General features: G+C 47.7%; 13 protein-coding genes and 1 riboswitch. Of the genes, 8 read left to right on the top strand and 5 right to left on the bottom strand.

Translation table 11 applies throughout. From position 1 onward, the window contains the following. Positions 1–122: 122 nt before the first annotated feature. Both ACK5NH_RS09090 and ACK5NH_RS09085 read right to left on the bottom strand, forming a co-directional pair. Positions 123–3194, bottom strand: coding sequence for a transglycosylase domain-containing protein (locus tag ACK5NH_RS09090; RefSeq protein ID WP_416919391.1), 3072 nt, complete (start codon positions 3192–3194; stop codon positions 123–125). Positions 3195–3480: 286 nt separating this feature from the next. Continuing rightward, complete coding sequence (locus tag ACK5NH_RS09085; protein WP_416919389.1) at positions 3481–4059, bottom strand: thymidine kinase; 579 nt, start codon at positions 4057–4059, stop codon at positions 3481–3483. Positions 4060–4597: 538 nt separating this feature from the next. Here ACK5NH_RS09085 and ACK5NH_RS09080 point away from each other — a divergent pair. Next, positions 4598–6688: a multiheme c-type cytochrome gene (locus tag ACK5NH_RS09080; RefSeq protein ID WP_416919387.1), complete on the top strand. Its 2091-nt coding sequence runs from the start codon at positions 4598–4600 to the stop codon at positions 6686–6688. A 170-nt stretch (positions 6689–6858) separates the two neighbouring features. Further along, positions 6859–9009 (top strand): M3 family metallopeptidase, encoded by a 2151-nt coding sequence (locus ACK5NH_RS09075; RefSeq protein ID WP_416919385.1) that lies wholly within the window; start codon positions 6859–6861, stop codon positions 9007–9009. Positions 9010–9122: 113 nt separating this feature from the next. Here the strand turns inward: ACK5NH_RS09075 and ACK5NH_RS09070 are convergent, their stop codons facing one another. The 3 genes from ACK5NH_RS09070 to ACK5NH_RS09060 form a co-directional block, all read right to left on the bottom strand. Beyond that, positions 9123–10691, bottom strand: a complete 1569-nt coding sequence (locus ACK5NH_RS09070) for a Na+/H+ antiporter NhaC family protein (protein WP_416919383.1) — start codon at positions 10689–10691, stop codon at positions 9123–9125. Between the two features lie 79 nt (positions 10692–10770). Beyond that, positions 10771–10967, bottom strand: a riboswitch (Lysine riboswitch). 95 nt (positions 10968–11062) lie between these two features. After that, positions 11063–11989, bottom strand: a complete 927-nt coding sequence (locus ACK5NH_RS09065; protein ID WP_416919381.1) for an electron transfer flavoprotein subunit alpha/FixB family protein — start codon at positions 11987–11989, stop codon at positions 11063–11065. Further along, a complete protein-coding gene (locus ACK5NH_RS09060; RefSeq protein WP_416919379.1) occupies positions 11990–12739 on the bottom strand; it encodes an electron transfer flavoprotein subunit beta/FixA family protein in 750 nt (249 codons plus the stop codon). It lies immediately after the preceding gene. A gap of 310 nt (positions 12740–13049) precedes the next feature. On the opposite strand from ACK5NH_RS09060, the gene ACK5NH_RS09055 reads away from it, so the two are divergent. From ACK5NH_RS09055 to ACK5NH_RS09030, 6 genes are all read left to right on the top strand, one after another. Then, positions 13050–13442, top strand: a complete 393-nt coding sequence (locus tag ACK5NH_RS09055) for an H-NS family nucleoid-associated regulatory protein (RefSeq protein ID WP_011622135.1) — start codon at positions 13050–13052, stop codon at positions 13440–13442. Positions 13443–13644: 202 nt separating this feature from the next. Beyond that, positions 13645–16719, top strand: a complete 3075-nt coding sequence (locus tag ACK5NH_RS09050; protein WP_416919377.1) for an amidohydrolase family protein — start codon at positions 13645–13647, stop codon at positions 16717–16719. Continuing rightward, complete coding sequence (locus ACK5NH_RS09045) at positions 16719–18008, top strand: amidohydrolase (RefSeq protein WP_416919375.1); 1290 nt, start codon at positions 16719–16721, stop codon at positions 18006–18008. The genes ACK5NH_RS09050 and ACK5NH_RS09045 overlap by 1 nt, the downstream gene beginning before the upstream one ends. Before the next feature lie 77 nt (positions 18009–18085). Then, positions 18086–18466, top strand: a complete 381-nt coding sequence (gene rcsF / locus ACK5NH_RS09040) for an Rcs stress response system protein RcsF (RefSeq protein WP_416919373.1) — start codon at positions 18086–18088, stop codon at positions 18464–18466. 94 nt (positions 18467–18560) lie between these two features. Continuing rightward, the gene (gene tsaA / locus ACK5NH_RS09035) at positions 18561–19295 is read left to right on the top strand and encodes a tRNA (N6-threonylcarbamoyladenosine(37)-N6)-methyltransferase TrmO (protein ID WP_416919371.1); all 735 of its coding nucleotides are present in this window, start codon (positions 18561–18563) and stop codon (positions 19293–19295) included. Continuing rightward, positions 19296–19925, top strand: coding sequence for an acyltransferase (locus tag ACK5NH_RS09030; protein WP_416919369.1), 630 nt, complete (start codon positions 19296–19298; stop codon positions 19923–19925). Positions 19926–20001 lie beyond the last annotated feature (76 nt).

The following is a 20001-nucleotide window of genomic DNA, read 5'->3' as shown; positions in this document are numbered from 1 at the left end:
GATGTCAATAAAAACCCCGCAAACCGAATCACGGCTGCGGGGTTTGCTTTATCTAAGGAACCTCAAACTAGCATTCCGATGCTTATGTATCAAAAAAGCATATTGCAAAATTAAGTGAGTCATTACTCATCCCGCACACACATGCCCTTCGAGGATTTCACATAAGGCGCGAGGATTGGCATCATCCCCTTCATCACTTGTAATGGCAGCGCCGAGGTAAAACTAAAATCATCCGACTTACTGCCAGGCACAAAGGCGGTTAAGGTGCCGAAATAGTTATCACCTAAGTAAAACACAAAAGTGGCTGTGCGGTTCATCGCCGTTGTGGCGACTTTTCGCCCCTGCTGCATCTGAGTCACAATACGGTTATCGCCAGTACCGGTTTTACCGCCAATCGCCAGCATCTCGCCATTGTCATCGGTAAAAATGCCCTTAAGACGTCGTGCGGTACCATTTTGGACTACGTTCGCCAGCGCCGCTTTTAATGCCTGAGCAACTTCATGGCGCATCACACGTTCGCCTTGGGTATTTTGGTTTTCGAGCAGAACCTCATAAGGTGTATCTTCGGCAAAGTGCAGCTGATTAATCCGCACCGTTGGTAAACGATAACCATCGTTTTGGATAATCCCCATCAACTCCGCCAAGGCTGCGGGTCTATCCCCCGAACTGCCGAGAGCCGAGCCTAAAGAAGGCACCATAGATTCAAATGGATAGCCTAAACGCGCCCAACGCTGATGAATGTCGAGGAAAGCCTCAACTTCCAGCATCACTTGTACTCGCACATCCCGCGCGTTTTTATGCCGCGTTCTAAACAGCCAGCGGTATACTTCCTGACGCTCATCCTTGCTGGCCTCCTTCACATCGTTAAGGTTAGCCTCGGGATGTTGATTCAAATAATCGAGCACCCATAGCTCAAGCGGATGCACCCGCGCGATATAACCTTGATCGGGCAGATTATATTTTTCAGGGCCGTATTTGTTATAGAGCTCTTTAATCCGCTTATCGGTGTAATTGTTTTGCGGCAAACGCTGCAGCAAGAAGGCCTTAAAGGAGGCGATAGACTCATAGGGCTGTAAGTAACGGTAAGCCGCGGTGAGTTGCTGCTCCGCTTGGGTTTGGCCATCGAAGAACAGCGCTAAACGCTCATTAGGCGCCACTTTCTTATATTTACGGTAGAACTTATTGACGAAGGTATTGCCTTCGCGGTCAGCAAACACCCGCAAATACTCCTCGCGGCGTGGATCCTTATCGTTGCGTAGCAGACGCGCCATATTGCCTTCGTTTTGCATACTGCTGCTGTAGTTGACTATGTCACGCATCAAACGTACGAAGGGTAAGTTGATGGAGTTTTGCAGCGCCTCATACATGGTTGGCACTTTAAAATCTTCTGATTTTTTAAAGTTATTAAATACATGCAAGCCGCCACCCGTAAAGAATTGCTCATTGGGCGATGCAGAGTATTCACGTTGCAGCGCCGCATCCAGCATACGGTCGAGGCGTCTATCCGGATTCACAATCAAGTAATCAATCGCCCAGCGCGTGAGATGATCGCGAGGTTCAATCTCAATCGACTCCAACTCAATACCGTGTTTCTTCGAGTATTTGTCGTGAATTTCGGCAATGATCTCAAGGTAAGTTGCCAGTACCCTCAGTTTTGCCGTTGAGCCAAGCTCTAGCTTACTGCCTTCATTAATATCGAAAGGTTGGTCGGTACTGTCGGTTTGTACCCGCACGCGGTTAGCCGTTTCGGTTTTTTCATAGAGGGTAAAGCTGTAGAGCACGTTTTGCAGTTGGCTTGGCTCGAGTAATCGCTCGCCTAAGAGACCGACTTTCTCGGCCATTGCGACCTGCCCAAGACTGCGTAAGTAATGGCTCACCTGTTGTTGTAAGTCGCTGTGTAGACTGCTATTGACCGTTAAATCGAGGCGGTCCAAATCATACAGACCGACATTTAACATGCCCGCAGTGCGAATACGGATAGTGTTGACGCCCTTGTCTGAACCCGGCTGTGTATTGCGCTGAGGTTTAGCCACCTTAAACTGCAATCTTTGAGCAAGCGCGGCATCCCTAAGTTGGCGGTCAATCAGATAATACTGACCGAGCAATCGGATGTGACTGTCGACCAGATTTTCTAAATCCTCATGCCCCTGCAACAGGTAATACGAAGGACGACGCTGGGCAATCATCAACGCCACCACTTGGCGAAACACTTGGCCACGCTTAGCGGCATTGGCTTTGACTTGAGGTGAGGTTAACAGTTTATTTGCCGTATCGAAATCCGTACCAAACCAAGCCCATAGACCATCACCAATACCATGGACCTCGCCATGATTAGGCGCAGACGATAAAGGCACAGTGTTTAAATAATCTTGAATAATACGCTTACGGGCGGGCTCGGTCATTTCCCCCTGTTGATAGACCCGTACTGTAGCCGAACCAATTTGCAGCAGTTTATCTTTGATGCTTAGCGTTAAGCCTTGGGAGGAATGGCGGAATTTCTCAATTTGAGTCGCGAGTGTACTGCCCCCTGCGGTAGACACATTCATCCCCATCATTTCAGCAATTTGGCTCATCCCTGCCACAATAAACCTTGGCCAGTCGATTACAGGGTTAAGTTTTGGCTCCGTAGTCCACAGCTCGCGGTTTTCAATAAATAGCAGGGTGTTAACGATTTCATTGGGGATTCTATCGTCATCTTGGTACACACGTTTGGGATAGGTAAATTCGTACAGATCGGTATTACGACAATCCAGCAGTGTTAAACCCGATTGCGCCTTCTCATGATACGGTGGGAAAAATCCCATCTGGGCGTATTCCTGCAGCGCGGGGGAAAACTCGACTTGCTGCGTCACCTGGAAGTTACGTTGCAACAATCTATCGATATACTGCGGCAGCTTACTGTAGCCGTGACGCTCATCGAAGGGGCCGTAGCTTGGATAGATAATCGACTCTGTGGGCTGATTTTTCAGCTCATAGGTCAAGGTCTTAGCATATTGATGAACATACTTAGACTGGAAATAAGAGGTTTTTACCTCCTGTCCAATCAATATCGCTACACAGATAATCAGAATAAAAAATAGGAACCAGACACGACCCTTAGCTCTCGGCTTGCGCTGACGCTTAGCCTTCGGCTCGGGTTGTGGCGGACGAGGACGATAATTTTCGAATTGCATTTCTTGCGTAGAATTAGGCAAAACGGCTCCCAGAAATCACTTAACAAATCCTTTCTACGTGGGAATGTTCCCAACCTATGCTCAACACATCTAGTACCAGGGCAAAACTCACACTTAAATTCGTCCACGGTGCATGAGTCTGCAAATACATTCCTTTGCCTTCATTGAGCAAGATCTAACAGCACAGGATCATCGCAGCTCTTGTTAGATCTCACCGTATTTTAATGAGTTGGTAGCATGCCTCAAAGTGGTTAGCACAAAAATACTTAGGTTTTCTCTTCAGTGCTAACCCTTTAAAGAAGTCAGGTTAATCCCAAATAAACTCACGAAAATGCTTACGGCAAACCGATTCGTAACTTTCATTACCGCCGATAGCAACCTGCTCACCTTCACGCATCACTTTCCCTTCGCCATCGAGGCGCACGACCATATTGGCCTTGCGCCCACAGTGACAAATGGTTTTCAGTTCGATTAATTTATCGGCCCAAGCCAATAAATAATGACTGCCACTGAAAAGTTCGCCTTGAAAGTCGGTACGTAAACCATAGCACAAAACAGGGATATCAATTTTATCAACAACATAAGTCAGTTGTTTGACTTGCTCTTTACTTAAGAATTGACACTCGTCCACCAGCACACAACTCAAGTGATTCTGTTGGTGGGCTGTGGTGATCATGTCTAACAGATTGTCATGGCTGCTAAATACCTGCGCATCGGTTTCAATACCAATGCGCGATGCCACCTTGCCTTTACCGTATCTGTCATCGATAGAGGCCGTCATCACTAAGGTATTCATGCCGCGCTCGCGGTAGTTATAGGAAGATTGTAATAGAGAGGTGGATTTACCTGCATTCATTGCTGAATAGTAAAAATACAATTGCGCCAAAACGAATCCCTTTTTTAAACTGAATTTATCATTTCTGTGTAACCAGAGCTTATGGCGCCTAGTTTACCATTGCGCCGTGCGCTAACACACTAGGCCAATCTCAGCTTTTCTACTGAAATCCATACTCGATTTCACGAATGTGCATTTTAACAACTATCCCTCCCCTTCGACGCTTCGATTGATTGTTCGTATTTCCGTCCAAACGGTAAAAGGCGAATGGAGACCCGCGAGTAAAATGGTAATTGTTACAATAAGCTTAATTTAAACTTAAATATTGTTTTACATAAGGAAACGCACATTAACAAATATTTAAAATTGAGATCTACCTCCAAAGATATAGGCTCAAATGCGGTTTGGTTCAAAAAACAGACATCTCAATACCCGTACTATTTGGTTGAGACAAATGTACTCACAAAAACAAAAAAAGTTATTCGAACGCTTGCAAATTAAATCAGCGGCTCAAAGCACTAATCTCCCCTGCAAATTTAGTGCTGCAATCCGTGCCTTTAAATGCGTATTGGATTAAATGGAGATTATGATGAGAATATTCACATCTAAAAAACTGGCATACCTAGTAGCATTAGCCTTAACGGGTGCACTCGTAGGCTGTGGCAGTGATGGTAAAGACGGCGCACCAGGCCAACCTGGCGATCCTGGACAACCCGGTAAACCCGGAGACCCATGGACTCCACCACCAGTTACAAGTTCAACGGTGACCAATGTTAAAGTACTGGGCTACAGCTTTGGCGAAGGTAGTATTACCTATGAATTTGAAGTCACCGACGAAAATGGCAACTTAGTCAACGGACTGTTAAATGCTGAAGCTAAAGTCGCAGCATTAACAGACAAAGGCTTTATCAATAACCGTGACGAAGCCGATATCAACAATGTCGCCGATAATGTACAGATTGGTGGCGCAGCGACTCAGGCAACCGAAGGCGCAGAGATCACTTCGTTAGGCGATGGTCACTACAGCTTTAAAGCACCGATGAAAGGTGTAAACGCAAGTACTGAAGGCATTGTCTGGCTCAGAGTCGGCGGTAACAGCGAAAGCGGTATTGCGCGCTCAGCACCAATGGTTGTGAATAAACCCGAAGGTACCCATTCAACCACCACTGACAGCTGCTATTCCTGCCACGTGGATTACGCCACTAGCCCACGTCGCCACGCAAGCTATGTCGCAACTGGCATGGACAGCGAAGTCACCTTCGTCGAAGGCTGTTTAGTCTGTCACGGCTCCGTGAGCCGCGGCGCGAAAAATGCCGAAGGCTTCTCAATCGGCGGCTATGCAACCAATACACTATCTAAGATTGGCCACATTAATCACCAGAAATTCACTAAGGATTTCAGCGTGATGAACTGTAGCTCCTGCCACGTTGAAGCACCGACCAATATCAGCGTTTCAGGCCCAGGCTGTATCGACTGCCATAACACGGGCGGCGTACCTGGCGCGATTGTGCCAAGTAACGGTGCCGATGTACGGCCAATGCATGAAGGCAAAGAAGGTATTACCGAGCGTCAAGCTATCCGCGCTAAGTACAAAGTGACACTCTCAACGCCAATCAAAGTGGATGACATTTCAACCTTAACGGATCACTATGCGCCCGATGGCTCAAGCGTTGCCAAAGTTGAACCCGGTTGGTGTACTACCATCACAGTCAAAGACACCGACGGTAATATCTTTAGCATTAAAGATAACTTCAACTACTCAGACCCTCTGGTATTTGATGCCAAGAAGCCGATTGTCTACGCAGGCGCTTATCTACATGCCTATGACAACAACACCTTAGTGGGTCGTCCAGGTGACCGTACCAAGTACTACTATGGCTACAATGCCGATGGTACTAAGAATATTTGTCACCTACTGACTAATATCAACCCAGTAAACGCTAACTATGCTTACTCTGCACGTGTCACCTTCAGCACCGCAGGTTGGATGGAATACGACGGTAACCAACGTTACCAAAGCAATGGTAACCTTAGAGCCAACGGTTATGACGGTTCTATGGGTGTCTCTTTCACTGCCTACTCAGATGTTGTGGATCCAGTGACCACCACAAAAGTATCAGGCTTTGAACGTCGCACAGTGATCAGCGATAACAGCTGTACCACTTGCCATAACGATGCCACCGCCTTCCATAAAAACGGGGCATTCGATCAAGGCGGAAACGGTTGTATTGCCTGTCACGATAACGGTATGGCGCGGACATCGGCCACGCTCGGTGCAGGTTTTGGTCCTATGATCCACAGTTGGCACTGGGGTAATGGTGCTAACGTCGGAGAAATGAAGGCCGATGGCACTCAAGCCAACACAGCTAACGGCGCAGGCGCGATCAACCCAGTCACAAGCTGTGTTGCCTGTCACGAAACCGCGATTGACTTAAACAAAGTGCCAAATCAATACATTCTTGAACCCGGCAGCAAGATGACTAGCCCTGTCACAGCTAACTGTTATGCCTGCCATACTGACGATGCAGTGAAAGCCCACATGGTGAGCAACGGTGGTGAGATCAGCGTGCCAGCCACTGGTGATTGGTTCAAACAACCTACGGGTGAATCCTGCGCCGTGTGTCACAACACAGGTAGCAGCTCTGGTATCGACAAATACCATAACTTTACCCGTAAATAGCTAGTCGTCCCGCTATTTTCCCTGCAAGAAAATAGTTCAAGCGCCCTACGGTTGTAGGGCGCTTTTTTGTTTACTTTTACTTACAACTTCACCCTATAGGTTTTCAGTCCTATTTAAGTTAGTAACGCTAGAGTCACAAAAAACTACAATTCTAAGGAAATCACTCAACTATGCGTAAAAGTTTTATTGCCATCGCCATTGGCGCCACACTAATGACTGGCGCACTCGCAGGCTGCAGCACTCAAGATACTAAAGCGAGCAATGTGACCGCAGTTCAAACCCAAAATCCTCTGTTCCAAGCCAGCACACTGCAATACCAAGCGCCTGATTTCAGTGTCATTAAAGACGAGCATTTTCAGCCCGCATTAGAGCAAGGCATTAAAGAGCATTACCAGGAGATTTTGGCCATTGCCAACAACCCTGCCGCCCCGACCTTCGACAACACCATTGTCGCCATGGAAAAAAGCGGTGCCCTGCTGACCCGTGCATCGAGCGTGTTTTACAACCTTGCGGGTTCAAACAGCAATCCCGCATTGCGTAAAATCCAAGGTGAAATGGCCCCTAAAATGGCGGCCCACTCGGATAACATCAACCTCAATCCCGCGCTATTTGCCCGTATTGAAGCCATTTATAACGACCGCAATAACTTAGGCTTAACGCCTGAAGCGGTTCGTTTGGTTGAGGTGTATCACCAACGCTTTATCATGGCCGGCGCTAAGCTGACCGATGAGCAGAAAGTGAAGATCCGTGCCCTGAACGAAGAGCAATCGACGCTGACCAACGAGTTCTCACAACGTTTACTGCGCTTAACCAAGGAAATCGCCATCGTTGTCGATAGCAAAGAGCAACTGGCGGGCCTGACTGACAGCGAAATCACCTCGGCCGCAAACGATGCCAAGGCCGCGGGCCACGAAGGTAAGTACTTAATCAACATCACCAACACCACTCGCCAGCCCGTACTCGCCTCTCTAGAGAACCGTGAACTGCGCCAGCGCATTTGGGAAGCCTCGGCAAACCGTGGCTTAACGGGTGAAAACGAAACCGCATCTTTAGTGTCTCGCTTAGCGCAATTACGTGCCGAGCGTGCCGCCCTCTTAGGTTATGAAAACTGGGCCAGCTACCGCCTCGCGCCACAAATGGCAAAAACGCCTGAAGCGGTATACAGCATGTTTGGTTCTATGGTGCCTGCCGTCGTAGCCAATACAGAAAAAGAAGCGGCCGATATCCAAGCGATGATCGACAAGACTGGCGGCAAGTTTGAACTCGCGCCATGGGACTGGGAATTCTACGCCGAGAAGGTTCGCCAAGAGAAATATGCCCTCGATGCCAATAGCATTCGCCCTTACTTCGAGTTTAACCGCGTACTCGAAGACGGCGTGTTCTATACGCTCAAAGAGCTCTACGGCGTAACCTTAAAGCCACGTCCAGATTTACCTGTATATCACCCAGATGTGAAAGCCTACGAAATGTTTGATGCCGATGGTTCAAGCATGGCGATTTTCTATGCTGACTACTTTGCCCGTGAAGGTAAACGTGGTGGTGCATGGATGAGCTCGTTCGTGGGTCAATCCTTCCTCGAAGGCACTAAGCCTGTCGTGGTTAACGTGATGAACATCAAGAAGGCGCCTGAAGGCCAACCGACCTTCGTCAGCTACAATGAAGTCACGACTATGTTCCACGAAATGGGCCATGGTACCCACGGTATGTTCTCTAAGGTGACTTACCCAAGCTTGGCGGGCACCTCGGTTTCCCGTGACTTTGTGGAATTCCCATCAACCTTCGAAGAAGATTGGGCGGCCCATCCTAAAGTGTTAGCCAACTACGCCAAACACTACGAAACTGGTAAGCCTATTCCCGATGATTTACTGCAAAAACTGCTTAAATCCGGCAGCTTTAACCAAGGCTTTGATACCTTAGAGTATATGGCTGCGGCGCTCGTCGACATGGAATGGCACTCATTAAGCCCTGATACTCCACTGCAAGATGTGGCGACATTCGAAGCCAATGCGTTGAAAAAACACGGCTTAAATATCACTGCTGTACCACCACGTTATAAGTCAACTTACTTTGCCCACGCCTTCCCGGGTGGTTACTCAGCAAGTTACTACGCTTACATGTGGAGTGAGATTTTAGCGGCAGATGCCTACGCTTACGTGCAAACTCAAGGTGGCCTGAACCGTGAAATCGGCATGAAATACCGCAAGACGATTCGCGAAGTGGGCAATAGTATCGCACCAATGGAAGCCTACAAAAACTTCCGTGGCCAAGAGCCAACCACCGAAGGTTTACTCAACCGCCGTGGACTCAACACCGCCCTGTAATTGGGGATGAGTGAACGATAAAAAATCGGCCAGCATATTTGCTGGCCGATTTTTTTAACTCTCGCGAAATTCACCTTGAGAATAGCTGAGTAGTCATTCTCCTTAAGGGCGACTTATTTCGCCAAGCTTTTTGATTTAATTTGCAAGCCAATGATAGTCAACACAAACAATACGCTACAGGTCAGTAGCCCCGCATTGACTGATTCAGTGAAACCAAGCACGACATAACCCACCATGCTGATCAGCGCCACAATCACAGCGTAAGGAAGCTGAGTGACTACGTGGTCGATATGATGGCAACTCGCCCCAGTTGACGACAAAATCGTGGTATCAGAAATCGGTGAACAGTGATCACCAAATACTGCGCCCGCCAATACCGAAGCTAGCATAGGTAACATCATGGCCGTGTGGCTACCCATAGCCATATCGGCTGCGATCGGCAACATAATGCCGAACGTGCCCCAACTGGTTCCCGTAGAGAAAGCCGTCAGGCCCGCTAACACGAACATCAACGCAGGTAAGAAGGCAAAGGGAATGTTCCCCGTCGCGAGACTTGCCATAAACTTACCGGTTTCAAGCTGGCCAATCACACCAGCAATGGTCCAAGCAAATAACAGGATATAAATCGCAGGTAGCATAGAGCGAGCCCCCTGCACGATACCTTTAACGACCATCGACTTTTCAACGCCTTGCACTAGGTTTAGCACCAGCGTAACCGCTAAGCCAATTAAGGCACCAAAGAACAGTGATGAACTGACATCGGTTTTTTCAAAAGCGGAAATAATATTAAATTCAATACCTTCTTTCGCTAATACTTGAGCACCGCTATTGATCATAAAATACAGGGTTGCAAATACCAGCACAGTGATGGGTAAGAATAAACCGAGGATTTTACCCGTTTCGGCTTCAGGTAAATCGGCATTCGCTCCCGGTGGTAATCCTTTATTCTCATCGTATAAATTACCGCGCTGCGCATTTAACTCATGCTCACGCATAGGGCCAATATCTAAGCCCATAAATGCAACACATAGTAATAATAATAAAGAGAAAATAGCGTAGAAATTCATAGGGATCATTTGAATAAATACACTCAAATGACCAGAGTCGGCAAAACCGTGAGCGGTTAATATGCCACCGATCAGCGCAATAATATAAGCGCCCCAACTCGATACTGGCGAAATAACACAAACAGGCGCCGCCGTTGAATCTAATAAATAAGCTAACTTAGCGCGGGAAATATAATAACGGTCGGTGACGGGCCTTGCGACAGAGCCAACGACTAAGCTATTGAAATAATCGTCAATAAAGACAACACAGCCCAAGAACATGGTCAGTAATTTGGCATCGCGTTTATTGCGAATATGCAAGCGTGCCCAATCGGCAAATGCCCGCGCACTACCACTGACGGTAATTAATGCCGTGATCATCCCTAATACAATTAAAAAGCCAAGAATGTATAAATTCCAAGAATTTACACCATCTTCAGACCAAAAAAGCCCTTTTACACTGTTAACTAAAAACTCACCACTGGCCATAGGTGAAAACTGATTGAGCAATAACACCCCAATCACAATACCTAAACCGAGGGAAAGGAGAACTCGGCGAGTAAAAATCGCCAACACAATTGCGACCACAGGCGGCAGCAGAGAAAGTGCCGAATCGGCATAACTAACTACAGTCATTGATTATTTCTTCGTCAAAATACGAATGGAGGGCGACTGAACTGGTGGGAAAAGGCAATAGATACCCAAGATCACCTGTCCTATCAGTAGCGCTCCATAGTAACTATTCCTAATATCCGTATCAGAAAATACTATGGCAGTGTTATACCTATTCGGCACAACCCCAGCAGTTGATCGTGATAAATCAAACCACTTCGGCACCAAATCCTTTCGTGAACGATCATCGGAATCACCCTACTGATCACTACTGATATTTGGTGCGCCTCTACTTCTAAGAACGCCCATGCATGGGCGTGAGGCACATAAAAACATAAGCGGCTAAGCAGTTGCCACCGCAAAGCCGCTTACTTTGACTTAGATCACGGATAAAATCAACCTAGAGTTGCGATCAACTCTGGAACGGCGTCAAACAGGTCTGCTTCGAGACCATAATCGGCCACTTGGAAGATTGGTGCTTCAGGATCTTTGTTGATTGCAACAATCACCTTAGCATCTTTCATCCCAGCTAAATGCTGGATGGCACCCGAAATCCCCACGGCAATGTAAAGGTTTGGCGCCACAATCTTACCGGTTTGACCCACTTGCAGATCGTTAGGCACAAAACCTGCGTCAACCGCCGCGCGCGAAGCCCCTACTGCTGCACCGAGTTTGTCAGCCAGTTGCTCTAACATGCCGAAGTTTTCACCGCTGCCCATACCGCGACCACCAGAAACGATAATGCCTGCATTACCTAATTCTGGACGCGCTGAAACAGTCAGAGATTGAGATACGAACTGGGTTTTGGCTTCAAATACTTTATCTAAGGTGGTAACGGCAACACTGTTGCCCTGCGCCGCTGCATCGAAGGCACTGGCACGAACTGTCATCACTTTAATCGCGTCATGGCTTTGTACTGTTGCCAAAGCGTTACCTGCGTAAATGGGGCGAACAAAAGTATCGCTGCTCACCACGCCTATCACTTCAGAAATTTGTGCAACGTCTAATAAGGCCGCCACACGTGGTAGCGTATCTTTACCAGCGCTCGATGCTGCGGCGAGGATATGGCTGTAGCTAGGCGCTAAGTCCACCAGCAATTTAGCCACGTTTTCGGCTAAATGGGCTTCATAGACGCTGTTATCCGCCACCAACACTTGAGTAACGCCTTGTAATGCTTGCGCAGCTTGCGCCACGGTGCCACATTGGTGGCCCACCACCAATACATGTACATCATCACCAATTGCACGGGCTGCGGTGACAACCTTTGCGGTATCCAGTTTCAGTGCCGCATTATCGTGTTCTGCTAATACTAAAATGGCCATTTAGATCACCTTCGCTTCATTCTTTAACTTTTCAACCAGCTCAGCTACAGACGCAACCATGATACCCGCTTTACGTTCGGCAGGCGGCGTCACCTTCACCACAGTTTGATGGGCTTTTAACGTCACACCTAAATCCGCAACAGTGAGCACATCTAATGGCTTACGTTTAGCTTTCATGATGTTAGGTAATGAAGCGTAACGAGGCTCATTTAAACGTAAATCGGCAGTGACCACAGCTGGCAATGGCAGACTCAGGGTTTGCATACCACCATCGATCTCACGTGCCACTTGCACTGAATTGCCTTCCACTTTGATTTCCGAGGCAAAGGTGGCTTGCGGCATATCTGTTAATGCCGCAAACATTTGACCTGTTTGGTTATTATCACCATCGATAGATTGCTTACCAAACAGCACTAATTGTGCTTGTTCTTTTTCTTGTACTGCCTTAAGTAATTTGGCAATTGATACTGGCGCTAACTCTTCTTCAGTATCAATGTGAATCGCACGGTCAGCACCTAATGCTAACGCGGTACGTAATTGTTCTTGAACGGCTTTATTGCCGATACTGACGACCACTACTTCAGTAGCACTGCCCGCTTCTTTCAAACGAACCGCTTCTTCTACTGCAATTTCACAAAAAGGGTTCAACGCCATTTTGAGGTTTGCGGTATCAACGCTGGTGTTGTCAGCTTTTACCCTGACCTTCACATTGGCATCAACTACGCGCTTAACAGGCACCAATACTTTCATAGGGTTTCCTTCCTACACTTTCATGTACATGGACAAAACATTGGTAATCACCAATGCAGGATAGAGCCACTTTACGTCCTGTTAACGTTAACGTCAACCAAAGTCAAACGCCTGTTTGCATTTTTTAAGACTGTGGTATTGGCCACATTTTTGAACACTTATCTGTCATATTAAAAAAGTTCAAAAATTAAATAATATTTAATTTCTGTTTATTGCATAATTTTATTTGATTCGAACAATATTAGTTTCTATCATTTAGCTGTTGTTCACCATTATCCTGTAATAAAAATAGAGTGGGACGAAAATAGATATGAGCGAATTTTTAGAGATATTAACTCACGGTCGTCGTTTTAAAGCTGCGGTAAAAGATCTCAGCGTAGAAGAACTGCGTGATTTAGCGGCTAAGCTAGATAAAATTTTAGTTGAGCGTGAGTCAATGGAGGCAGAAGAACAGCAAGCTATTGCTGCGCGTAATGCCAAAATCGAAGAAATCCGCCAACAAATGGAAGCAGTTGGTTTATCAATCGACGACTTAGGTGGCGTAGCAGTTAAAGCTGCAGGTAAAAAACGCGCTCCACGTCCAGCAAAATACCAAATTGAAGTTAACGGCGAAGTGATCCAGTGGACTGGTCAAGGTCGTATGCCAACGGTATTTAAGAACGAAGTCAATAAAGGCCGTTCTATGGATGATTTCTTAATCTAATCCAATACAGTGCTGGTAATAGCCGTTTGCTATTACCACCATTGAGTAACATAAAAAAGCTCGCGCCCTGCGAGCTTTTTTATGCCTGAATGCCCCCGCCATTGCATTCAAGCAAATGCTTAAATTGCGTTACAATTCAGCTTTAGTATTTACATCTGCTTTAGGTTACTCTTTATTCCCCCTCCGTCTAAGTGAATAAAAAATGCAGATAAACAATAAGATAATAATAAGCTGCGGCATTATAAGTAGTTTGGTTTCCCACAACATTTTTGCCGAGGCCAATCCTATTTCCCCCGTCAATAAGTTAACAGCCTTTACCAATGCTGAATTAATCATGGCGCCAGGGAAGCGACTCAAAAATGCCACTTTATTAGTAGAAAACAATCGGATCAAAGCCATTATTGAAAAAGGTGATATCCCGGAGGCGGCATTAAGGGTTGACCTCAGTGGTTATACTATCTATCCCGGTTTTATAGATCCCTTTACCGATTATGGTATCGAGTTTGAATATCCTAAATTGGGGCTGACTCGTCCGGTATATGATATTAAGCGTATTGGCGGTAATGCGGAAAATGGTGCAATTCACGCTGAAAAAGAATGGTTTAATTACGTTTATCCGAATAAAGAACGCGCACGAGATTGGATCAATAACGGCTTTACCAGCGTACAAAGCAGTAAACTCGACGGTATTTTCCGTGGCACAGGCGTGAGTCTTTCATTAGCCGATAAAACCGCCAATGAGGTGATTTATCGCGCACGCAGCCAACCTTTTATGGCCTTCGATAAAGGCACATCTGAACAAGATTATCCCAATTCCCTCATGGGCAGTATTGCACTTATCAGGCAAACCTTTGCCGATGCTAACTGGTATAACCAAAATAAGCACAAATCGGTTAATAGTTCAGTAAATGCTCAAATTGAATTTAATATCGCCTTCGAACGCTTAGATAACTTAGCCGAGAAGCAAATCGTCTTTGAAACAAAAAACCTTAACGATTTGCTGCGCGCCGCTAACCTGCTTAAAGAACACAAGCAGCCCGCAAACTTACTCGCAAGTGGTCAGGAATACGCCCGGCTCAATGAATTAAAGGCCCTGAATTATCCTCTGATCCTGCCGCTCAATTATCCGCAGGCACCCGATGTGGGTACAGATGATGCCGACCGTGAAGTTTCCCTTGCAGAACTCAGACAGTGGGAGCGCGCGCCGACAAACCCAGCTGCAGTGGCTAATGCAGGAATCCCCTTTGCCTTTACCCAATTTGGCATTAAAACAGAAGCGTTTTGGCCTCGCCTACGTCAAGCCATCGCGCACGGGCTGAGTGAGGACAATGCCCTCGCCGCGCTGACGACTCAAGCCGCCGAGATTGCAGGTACTGCAGAGTTCGCCGGTAAACTTGCCCCCGGCTATATGGCCGACTTTGTGATTACAAAGGGCAATATCTTTAAGGATGGACAAATTTACAGTGTCTGGCTGCAGGGGGAAGAACAATCCATCCGCTCACTCCCACAGGCCAAACTCTTGGGTGACTATCAGCTCACGCTGAATAATTTAACCTTAGATTTGAGCCTTGAAGATACTGGCAAAGCAGGCAAAACCGCCTTCCAAGGTCAGCTGAGCAGTGGCGAGAAGAGTATTCCACTCACCAATCTTCAGCTTGAAGACGATGGCCGCGTGAGCTTTAACGCCGATTTAAGCGATGCAGGTATTCATGGCATTAGCCGTTTTATTCTCTGGCTCGCCAAAGATGGTATTCAAGGCCGCATGGTGGACGCCCAAAGTCGCAGCACTAATGTGGCTGGCATTGCTATCGCTTCGAGTCCAAATACAAAGCCAACCGACACGCCCAAAACCGATGCCGCGCCAACCTTAGTGAGTCAACTCACCTACCCTAACGTCGCCTATGGTTTGAGTGAGGCGCCAAAAGCCGAGAAACTCCACATTAAAAATGCCACCCTGTGGACCTCAGATAAACAAGGCATATTGGAACATGCCGATCTGTTAATGGCCAATGGCCGAATTGAAAAAATCGGTCAGCAACTCAGTACGCCTTCAGGTTATCAAGTTCTCGATGCAACGGGTAAACACTTAACTGCGGGTATCGTCGATGAGCATTCCCATATTGCGATCAATGGCGGCACTAATGAAGGTACAGACGCAGTCACCTCTGAAGTGCGGATTGGCGATGTGATCAATCCTGAAGATATTTCTATCTATCACGCCCTCGCGGGCGGTGTAACCAGTGCGCAATTACTCCATGGCAGTGCTAACCCGATTGGTGGTCAATCCCAGTTAATCAAGATGAAATGGGGTGAAAGTGCCGAGCAGCTTAAATTTGCCAATGCCCCCGCCAGTATCAAATTCGCCCTTGGCGAAAACGTCAAACAGAGTAACTGGGGCGAGAAGTTTGTTCAGCGCTTCCCACAAACTCGCATGGGCGTGAAAGCCTTATTCGAAGAAACCTTCGATGCCGCAATCGCCTATGAGAATGCACTGAAAGACTATGATGATTTACGCAGCAGTGAGCAGAAGAAAACCATTGCGCCGCGCCCAAGTTACCGTCTGCAAGCGGTGGCCGAAGTATTAAAGCAACAGCGCGATGTACATATTCACTCCTATGTGCAGTCAGAAATCTTAATGTTCCTGCGATTAGCCGAAGCCTATCACTTTAAAGTGCAAACCTTTACCCACGTACTGGAAGGTTACAAGGTGGCCAGTGAACTAGCCGCCCATGGCGCAGGCGCCTCGACCTTTGCCGATTGGTGGGCCTATAAGTTCGAAGTCTATGATGCGATTCCACAAAACGCCTGCCTGATGCAAAAACAGGGCGTACTTACCAGCATCAACTCCGACGACTACGAAATGCAGCGCAGACTCAACCAAGAAGCGGCCAAGTCAATGATGTATTGCGATATGTCTAAAGAAGATGCCTGGAATATGGTGACCATCAACCCGGCGAAACAGCTCAGAGTCGATGAGTATGTAGGCTCACTCACCCCAGGCAAGATGGCCGATATCGTGCTTTGGAACGCCGAGCCGCTATCGATTTACGCCAAAGTGACGCAGGCTTGGGTCGAGGGCAAACGCTACTTCGATCGCGATCAAGACCAGCTTGCCCAGCAGCAGGTTGTCGCAGAGCGCGCCGCCCTTATCCAAAAAATTCTCACTAGTGATGATAACGCCAAGGCGGGTGAGAAAGTCACTCCACTTAAGGAACCACAATGGCACTGCGATACCCATTATCAGGCTTGGGGCCTACATCATCAGGGAGCAAAATAATGAAGCACTTACCCACTAGCTTGCTGCTGTCGACACTGGCTATCACGCTGTCAGCCCAGGCACACAATCTCGTCCCTGCGGCCAAACAAACCCAGAGCGTGTTGATTAAAAACGCCACTGTGCATACCGTCAGCCAAGGGACATTGAACAATACCGATGTGTTGATTGAGCAAGGTAAAATTAGCGCCATCGGGCAACAGCTAAGCACCAATGGCGCTAATGGCCAAGCGCAGGTCATCGATGCCACGGGCAAACACTTATACCCCGGCCTTATCGCACTCGATACCAGTCTTGGTTTAGTGGAAATCGAGATGGTGCGCCCAACCGTAGATAATGCAGAAGTCGGTGATTTTAATCCGCAAATTAGCGCTGCGACGGCTTACAACCCAGATTCCGAACTATTGCCGACCATTCGCTACAATGGCATCACCCACGCACAAATCGTCCCCAGTGGCGACGGACTCGCGGGCCAATCTGTGGTCGTAGACCTCGATGCTTGGACGATTGAGGACGCCCTGCAACCAAGCGAAGGCCAATTCCATGTTTACTGGCCGCAAATCAAGCGTATCCCAGAGGATGAAAAGGAAAAAGCCAAGGCGATTGAGAAAAATCAGCAAGCAATAGATACACTGACCACAGCCTTTGAGGATGGCTATCGCTACTTTTTAAGCCATAAGGCAAAGGATTCAGCCAAGACAGCCAATTTACGTTGGCAGGCCATGTTGCCCCTGTACCAAGGTAAGGCCACGCTATTTGCCCATGCGGACAGCGTCAGCCAAATTGAGCAAGTCATTGCCCTGACTAAAAAATATCAATTTAAATTGGTGATTGTCGGTGGTTATGATGCATGGCGATTGGCTTCAAGCCTAAGGGAAGTGAACGCCAGTGTGATTTACCCGCACACTCTGAGTCTGCCCAAACGTAAAGATGAACCAGTGGATTTACCCTTTAAAATCCCTTCGTTGCTAGCAAGTGCAGGCATTCCCTATGCCCTAGGGTTTTCATCGGATTGGAATAGTCGTAACCTTCCCTATGCCGCAGGCTACAGTGCTGCTTACGGCGTGACGCCCGAGCAAGCATTAAAATCGGTGACTTTAGATGCAGCAAAACTGCTGGGGATTGCCGATTTAGGCGCCATCGCTGTGGGCTTTCAGGGCAGTGTTGTGCTGAGTAATGGGGATATCCTAGACCCCATGAGCAACAAAATTGATGCGATCTGGATTGAAGGACGGCAAATAGATCTGAATAATCGCCACCAGCAGCTTTATCAAAAGTATCTTAAGCGCTAGAATTTGCTCAGATAAATCGCTCGATACCGCGCAGTCCGTTGGACTGCGCCTATTTACCCTTAATCTCAGGTCAAACCATGAAAATCATCCTCTCAAGTGCATTAGTGCTACTGCTTAGCGCCTGTGCCAGCGATTACAGTTTTAACAGCAATTTGGATAGCGAGGCGATTAATGACTACTTCAAGGCTGGAGATGTCACGCTGTTTGAGGGCGATAGTTTGCCTAAAGGCCATTACGAATTAAAAGGTTTGGTACAGGGTGAATCTTGTCAAGCCGATGTGAATGCGGTGCCCGCTTCCTTAAGTGAAGCCCGAACCGAAGCCCGCCGCGCAGCGGCCGATAAAGGCGCCAATGGCATCATCATCAAACAATGCGTGATGATGGAAGAAGCGGCCCAAGGCTGTGTTAGCCGCGCCCTCTGCGTTGGCCAAGCCATCAAAATGGCCTCTGCCGACTAGTTCAAAGCGTGTATACTGCACGCCAATATTGATGTACTTAACAACCTAGGCCATCTGAGTTTGGGTTGTTGCCCTTCCTTTAGGTATTTTTTGCATGACATTTACCAACCAGATTACCGCTGTCGCCACTTGCCGTACTCCCTATAAACAAAAATTTGGCATTCCACGGCAGCCCGGTTTGGTGGAGGCACGCGGTTATGTTGAGCTGGAGCCCCATGTCAATCATCTCGATGCCGTGCGTGGTATCGAGCAATATTCCCACCTTTGGTTGTTGTTTTGTTTCCATGAGAATCTCGCCCAAGGGTGGAAAACGACCGTACGCCCGCCCCGTTTAGGCGGCAATGAAAAACTCGGCGTATTCGCGACTCGCTCGACCTTTCGCCCGAATGGCATAGGCCAATCCGTGGTCAAACTCCACGGGGTGGTGCAACGTAAAGGCAAAGTATGCCTAGAGATTTCGGGCATGGATCTTGTCGATGGCACGCCCATAATCGATATTAAGCCCTATATTCCGTTCTCGGATTCGATTGAAGGTGCCGTCGGCGGTATCGCGCAAGAAGCACCAAAACTTATCCGCGTCGTGTTTTCAGAACTCGCCACAATCCAGATTGACACTTACAGCAAGCAGGACGCCTATACTGATCTAGCCATACTCATCCACGGCGTGCTGGGGCAAGACCCCCGCCCGGCCTATAAAAAAGCCAAGGATGACCCCAAGTTATATCAAGTCGCTTTGTATGATTTAGATATCTTTTGGCGGATGGCGGTCGATGAGGATGAACAGGAATACATTCAGGTTTTAGAACTCAAACCGGGGAAATGTGGCTAAATGCAGACGCCAATCACAACGGCCTTGCCTGATTATCAGAGCCAGCATAAAAAGCGTCTGTCTTGGATGCCCTGGTTGTATTTTTCACTCAAAGAAAAACACTTAGTTTGGGCCAAACCCTGGCAGGATGAAGTGCAAGCCAACCTTTGCGCCCTCGAAACCGTGACCATTGGCGAAAACTGTTTTATTGCGCCCGAGGCGCAGTTATTTGCCGAGCCCAATCGCGATATCACAATCGGTAATCGCTGCATGATTGCCGCTGAATGCTTTTTGCACGGCCCTATCACGCTCGGTAATGAAGTTGCCATCAATCACGGCTGCTCCTTTGATGGCGGACGAGTGGGCATTCACATAGGCTCCCAAACTCGCATTGCCAACCATGTGACCATTTATGCGTTTAATCATGGCATGGTGCCAGATACGCCCATTTATCAACAAGCCTCCCATTCTAAAGGAGTCGTGATAGGTAAAGATGTGTGGATTGGCGCACAGGCAGGGATAGTCGATGGTGTCACCATTGGCGACCATGCGGTAATTGGCATGGGCAGTATTGTCACTAAAGATGTTCCCGATTGGGCCATCGTCGCGGGCAACCCCGCACGGGTGATTGGCGATAGGCGGGATAAATAACTCACTCAGCTTTATCCACATGCTGCGTCCTCTGTGGCAACGCGGCACACTTTGTAAAATGAAAACGGCCATTTGT

The organism is Shewanella sp., from assembly GCF_047975355.1.
Classification (GTDB): domain Bacteria; phylum Pseudomonadota; class Gammaproteobacteria; order Enterobacterales; family Shewanellaceae; genus Shewanella.
The sequence above is the reverse complement of the archived record's forward strand: the minus strand, read 5'-3'. Positions and strand labels throughout refer to the sequence as shown.

Bases quoted from the DNA above. Each gene is read 5' to 3' on its own strand.
- ACK5NH_RS09080 (WP_416919387.1), top strand. From the start codon at position 4,598: ATGAGAATATTCACATCTAAAAAACTGGCATACCTAGTAGCATTAGCC.
- ACK5NH_RS09075 (WP_416919385.1), top strand. From the start codon at position 6,859: ATGCGTAAAAGTTTTATTGCCATCGCCATTGGCGCCACACTAATGACT.
- ACK5NH_RS09070 (WP_416919383.1), bottom strand. From the start codon at position 10,691: ATGACTGTAGTTAGTTATGCCGATTCGGCACTTTCTCTGCTGCCGCCT.
- ACK5NH_RS09065 (WP_416919381.1), bottom strand. From the start codon at position 11,989: ATGGCCATTTTAGTATTAGCAGAACACGATAATGCGGCACTGAAACTG.
- ACK5NH_RS09060 (WP_416919379.1), bottom strand. From the start codon at position 12,739: ATGAAAGTATTGGTGCCTGTTAAGCGCGTAGTTGATGCCAATGTGAAG.
- ACK5NH_RS09055 (WP_011622135.1), top strand. From the start codon at position 13,050: ATGAGCGAATTTTTAGAGATATTAACTCACGGTCGTCGTTTTAAAGCT.
- ACK5NH_RS09050 (WP_416919377.1), top strand. From the start codon at position 13,645: ATGCAGATAAACAATAAGATAATAATAAGCTGCGGCATTATAAGTAGT.
- ACK5NH_RS09045 (WP_416919375.1), top strand. From the start codon at position 16,719: ATGAAGCACTTACCCACTAGCTTGCTGCTGTCGACACTGGCTATCACG.
- rcsF (WP_416919373.1), top strand. From the start codon at position 18,086: ATGAAAATCATCCTCTCAAGTGCATTAGTGCTACTGCTTAGCGCCTGT.
- tsaA (WP_416919371.1), top strand. From the start codon at position 18,561: ATGACATTTACCAACCAGATTACCGCTGTCGCCACTTGCCGTACTCCC.
- ACK5NH_RS09030 (WP_416919369.1), top strand. From the start codon at position 19,296: ATGCAGACGCCAATCACAACGGCCTTGCCTGATTATCAGAGCCAGCAT.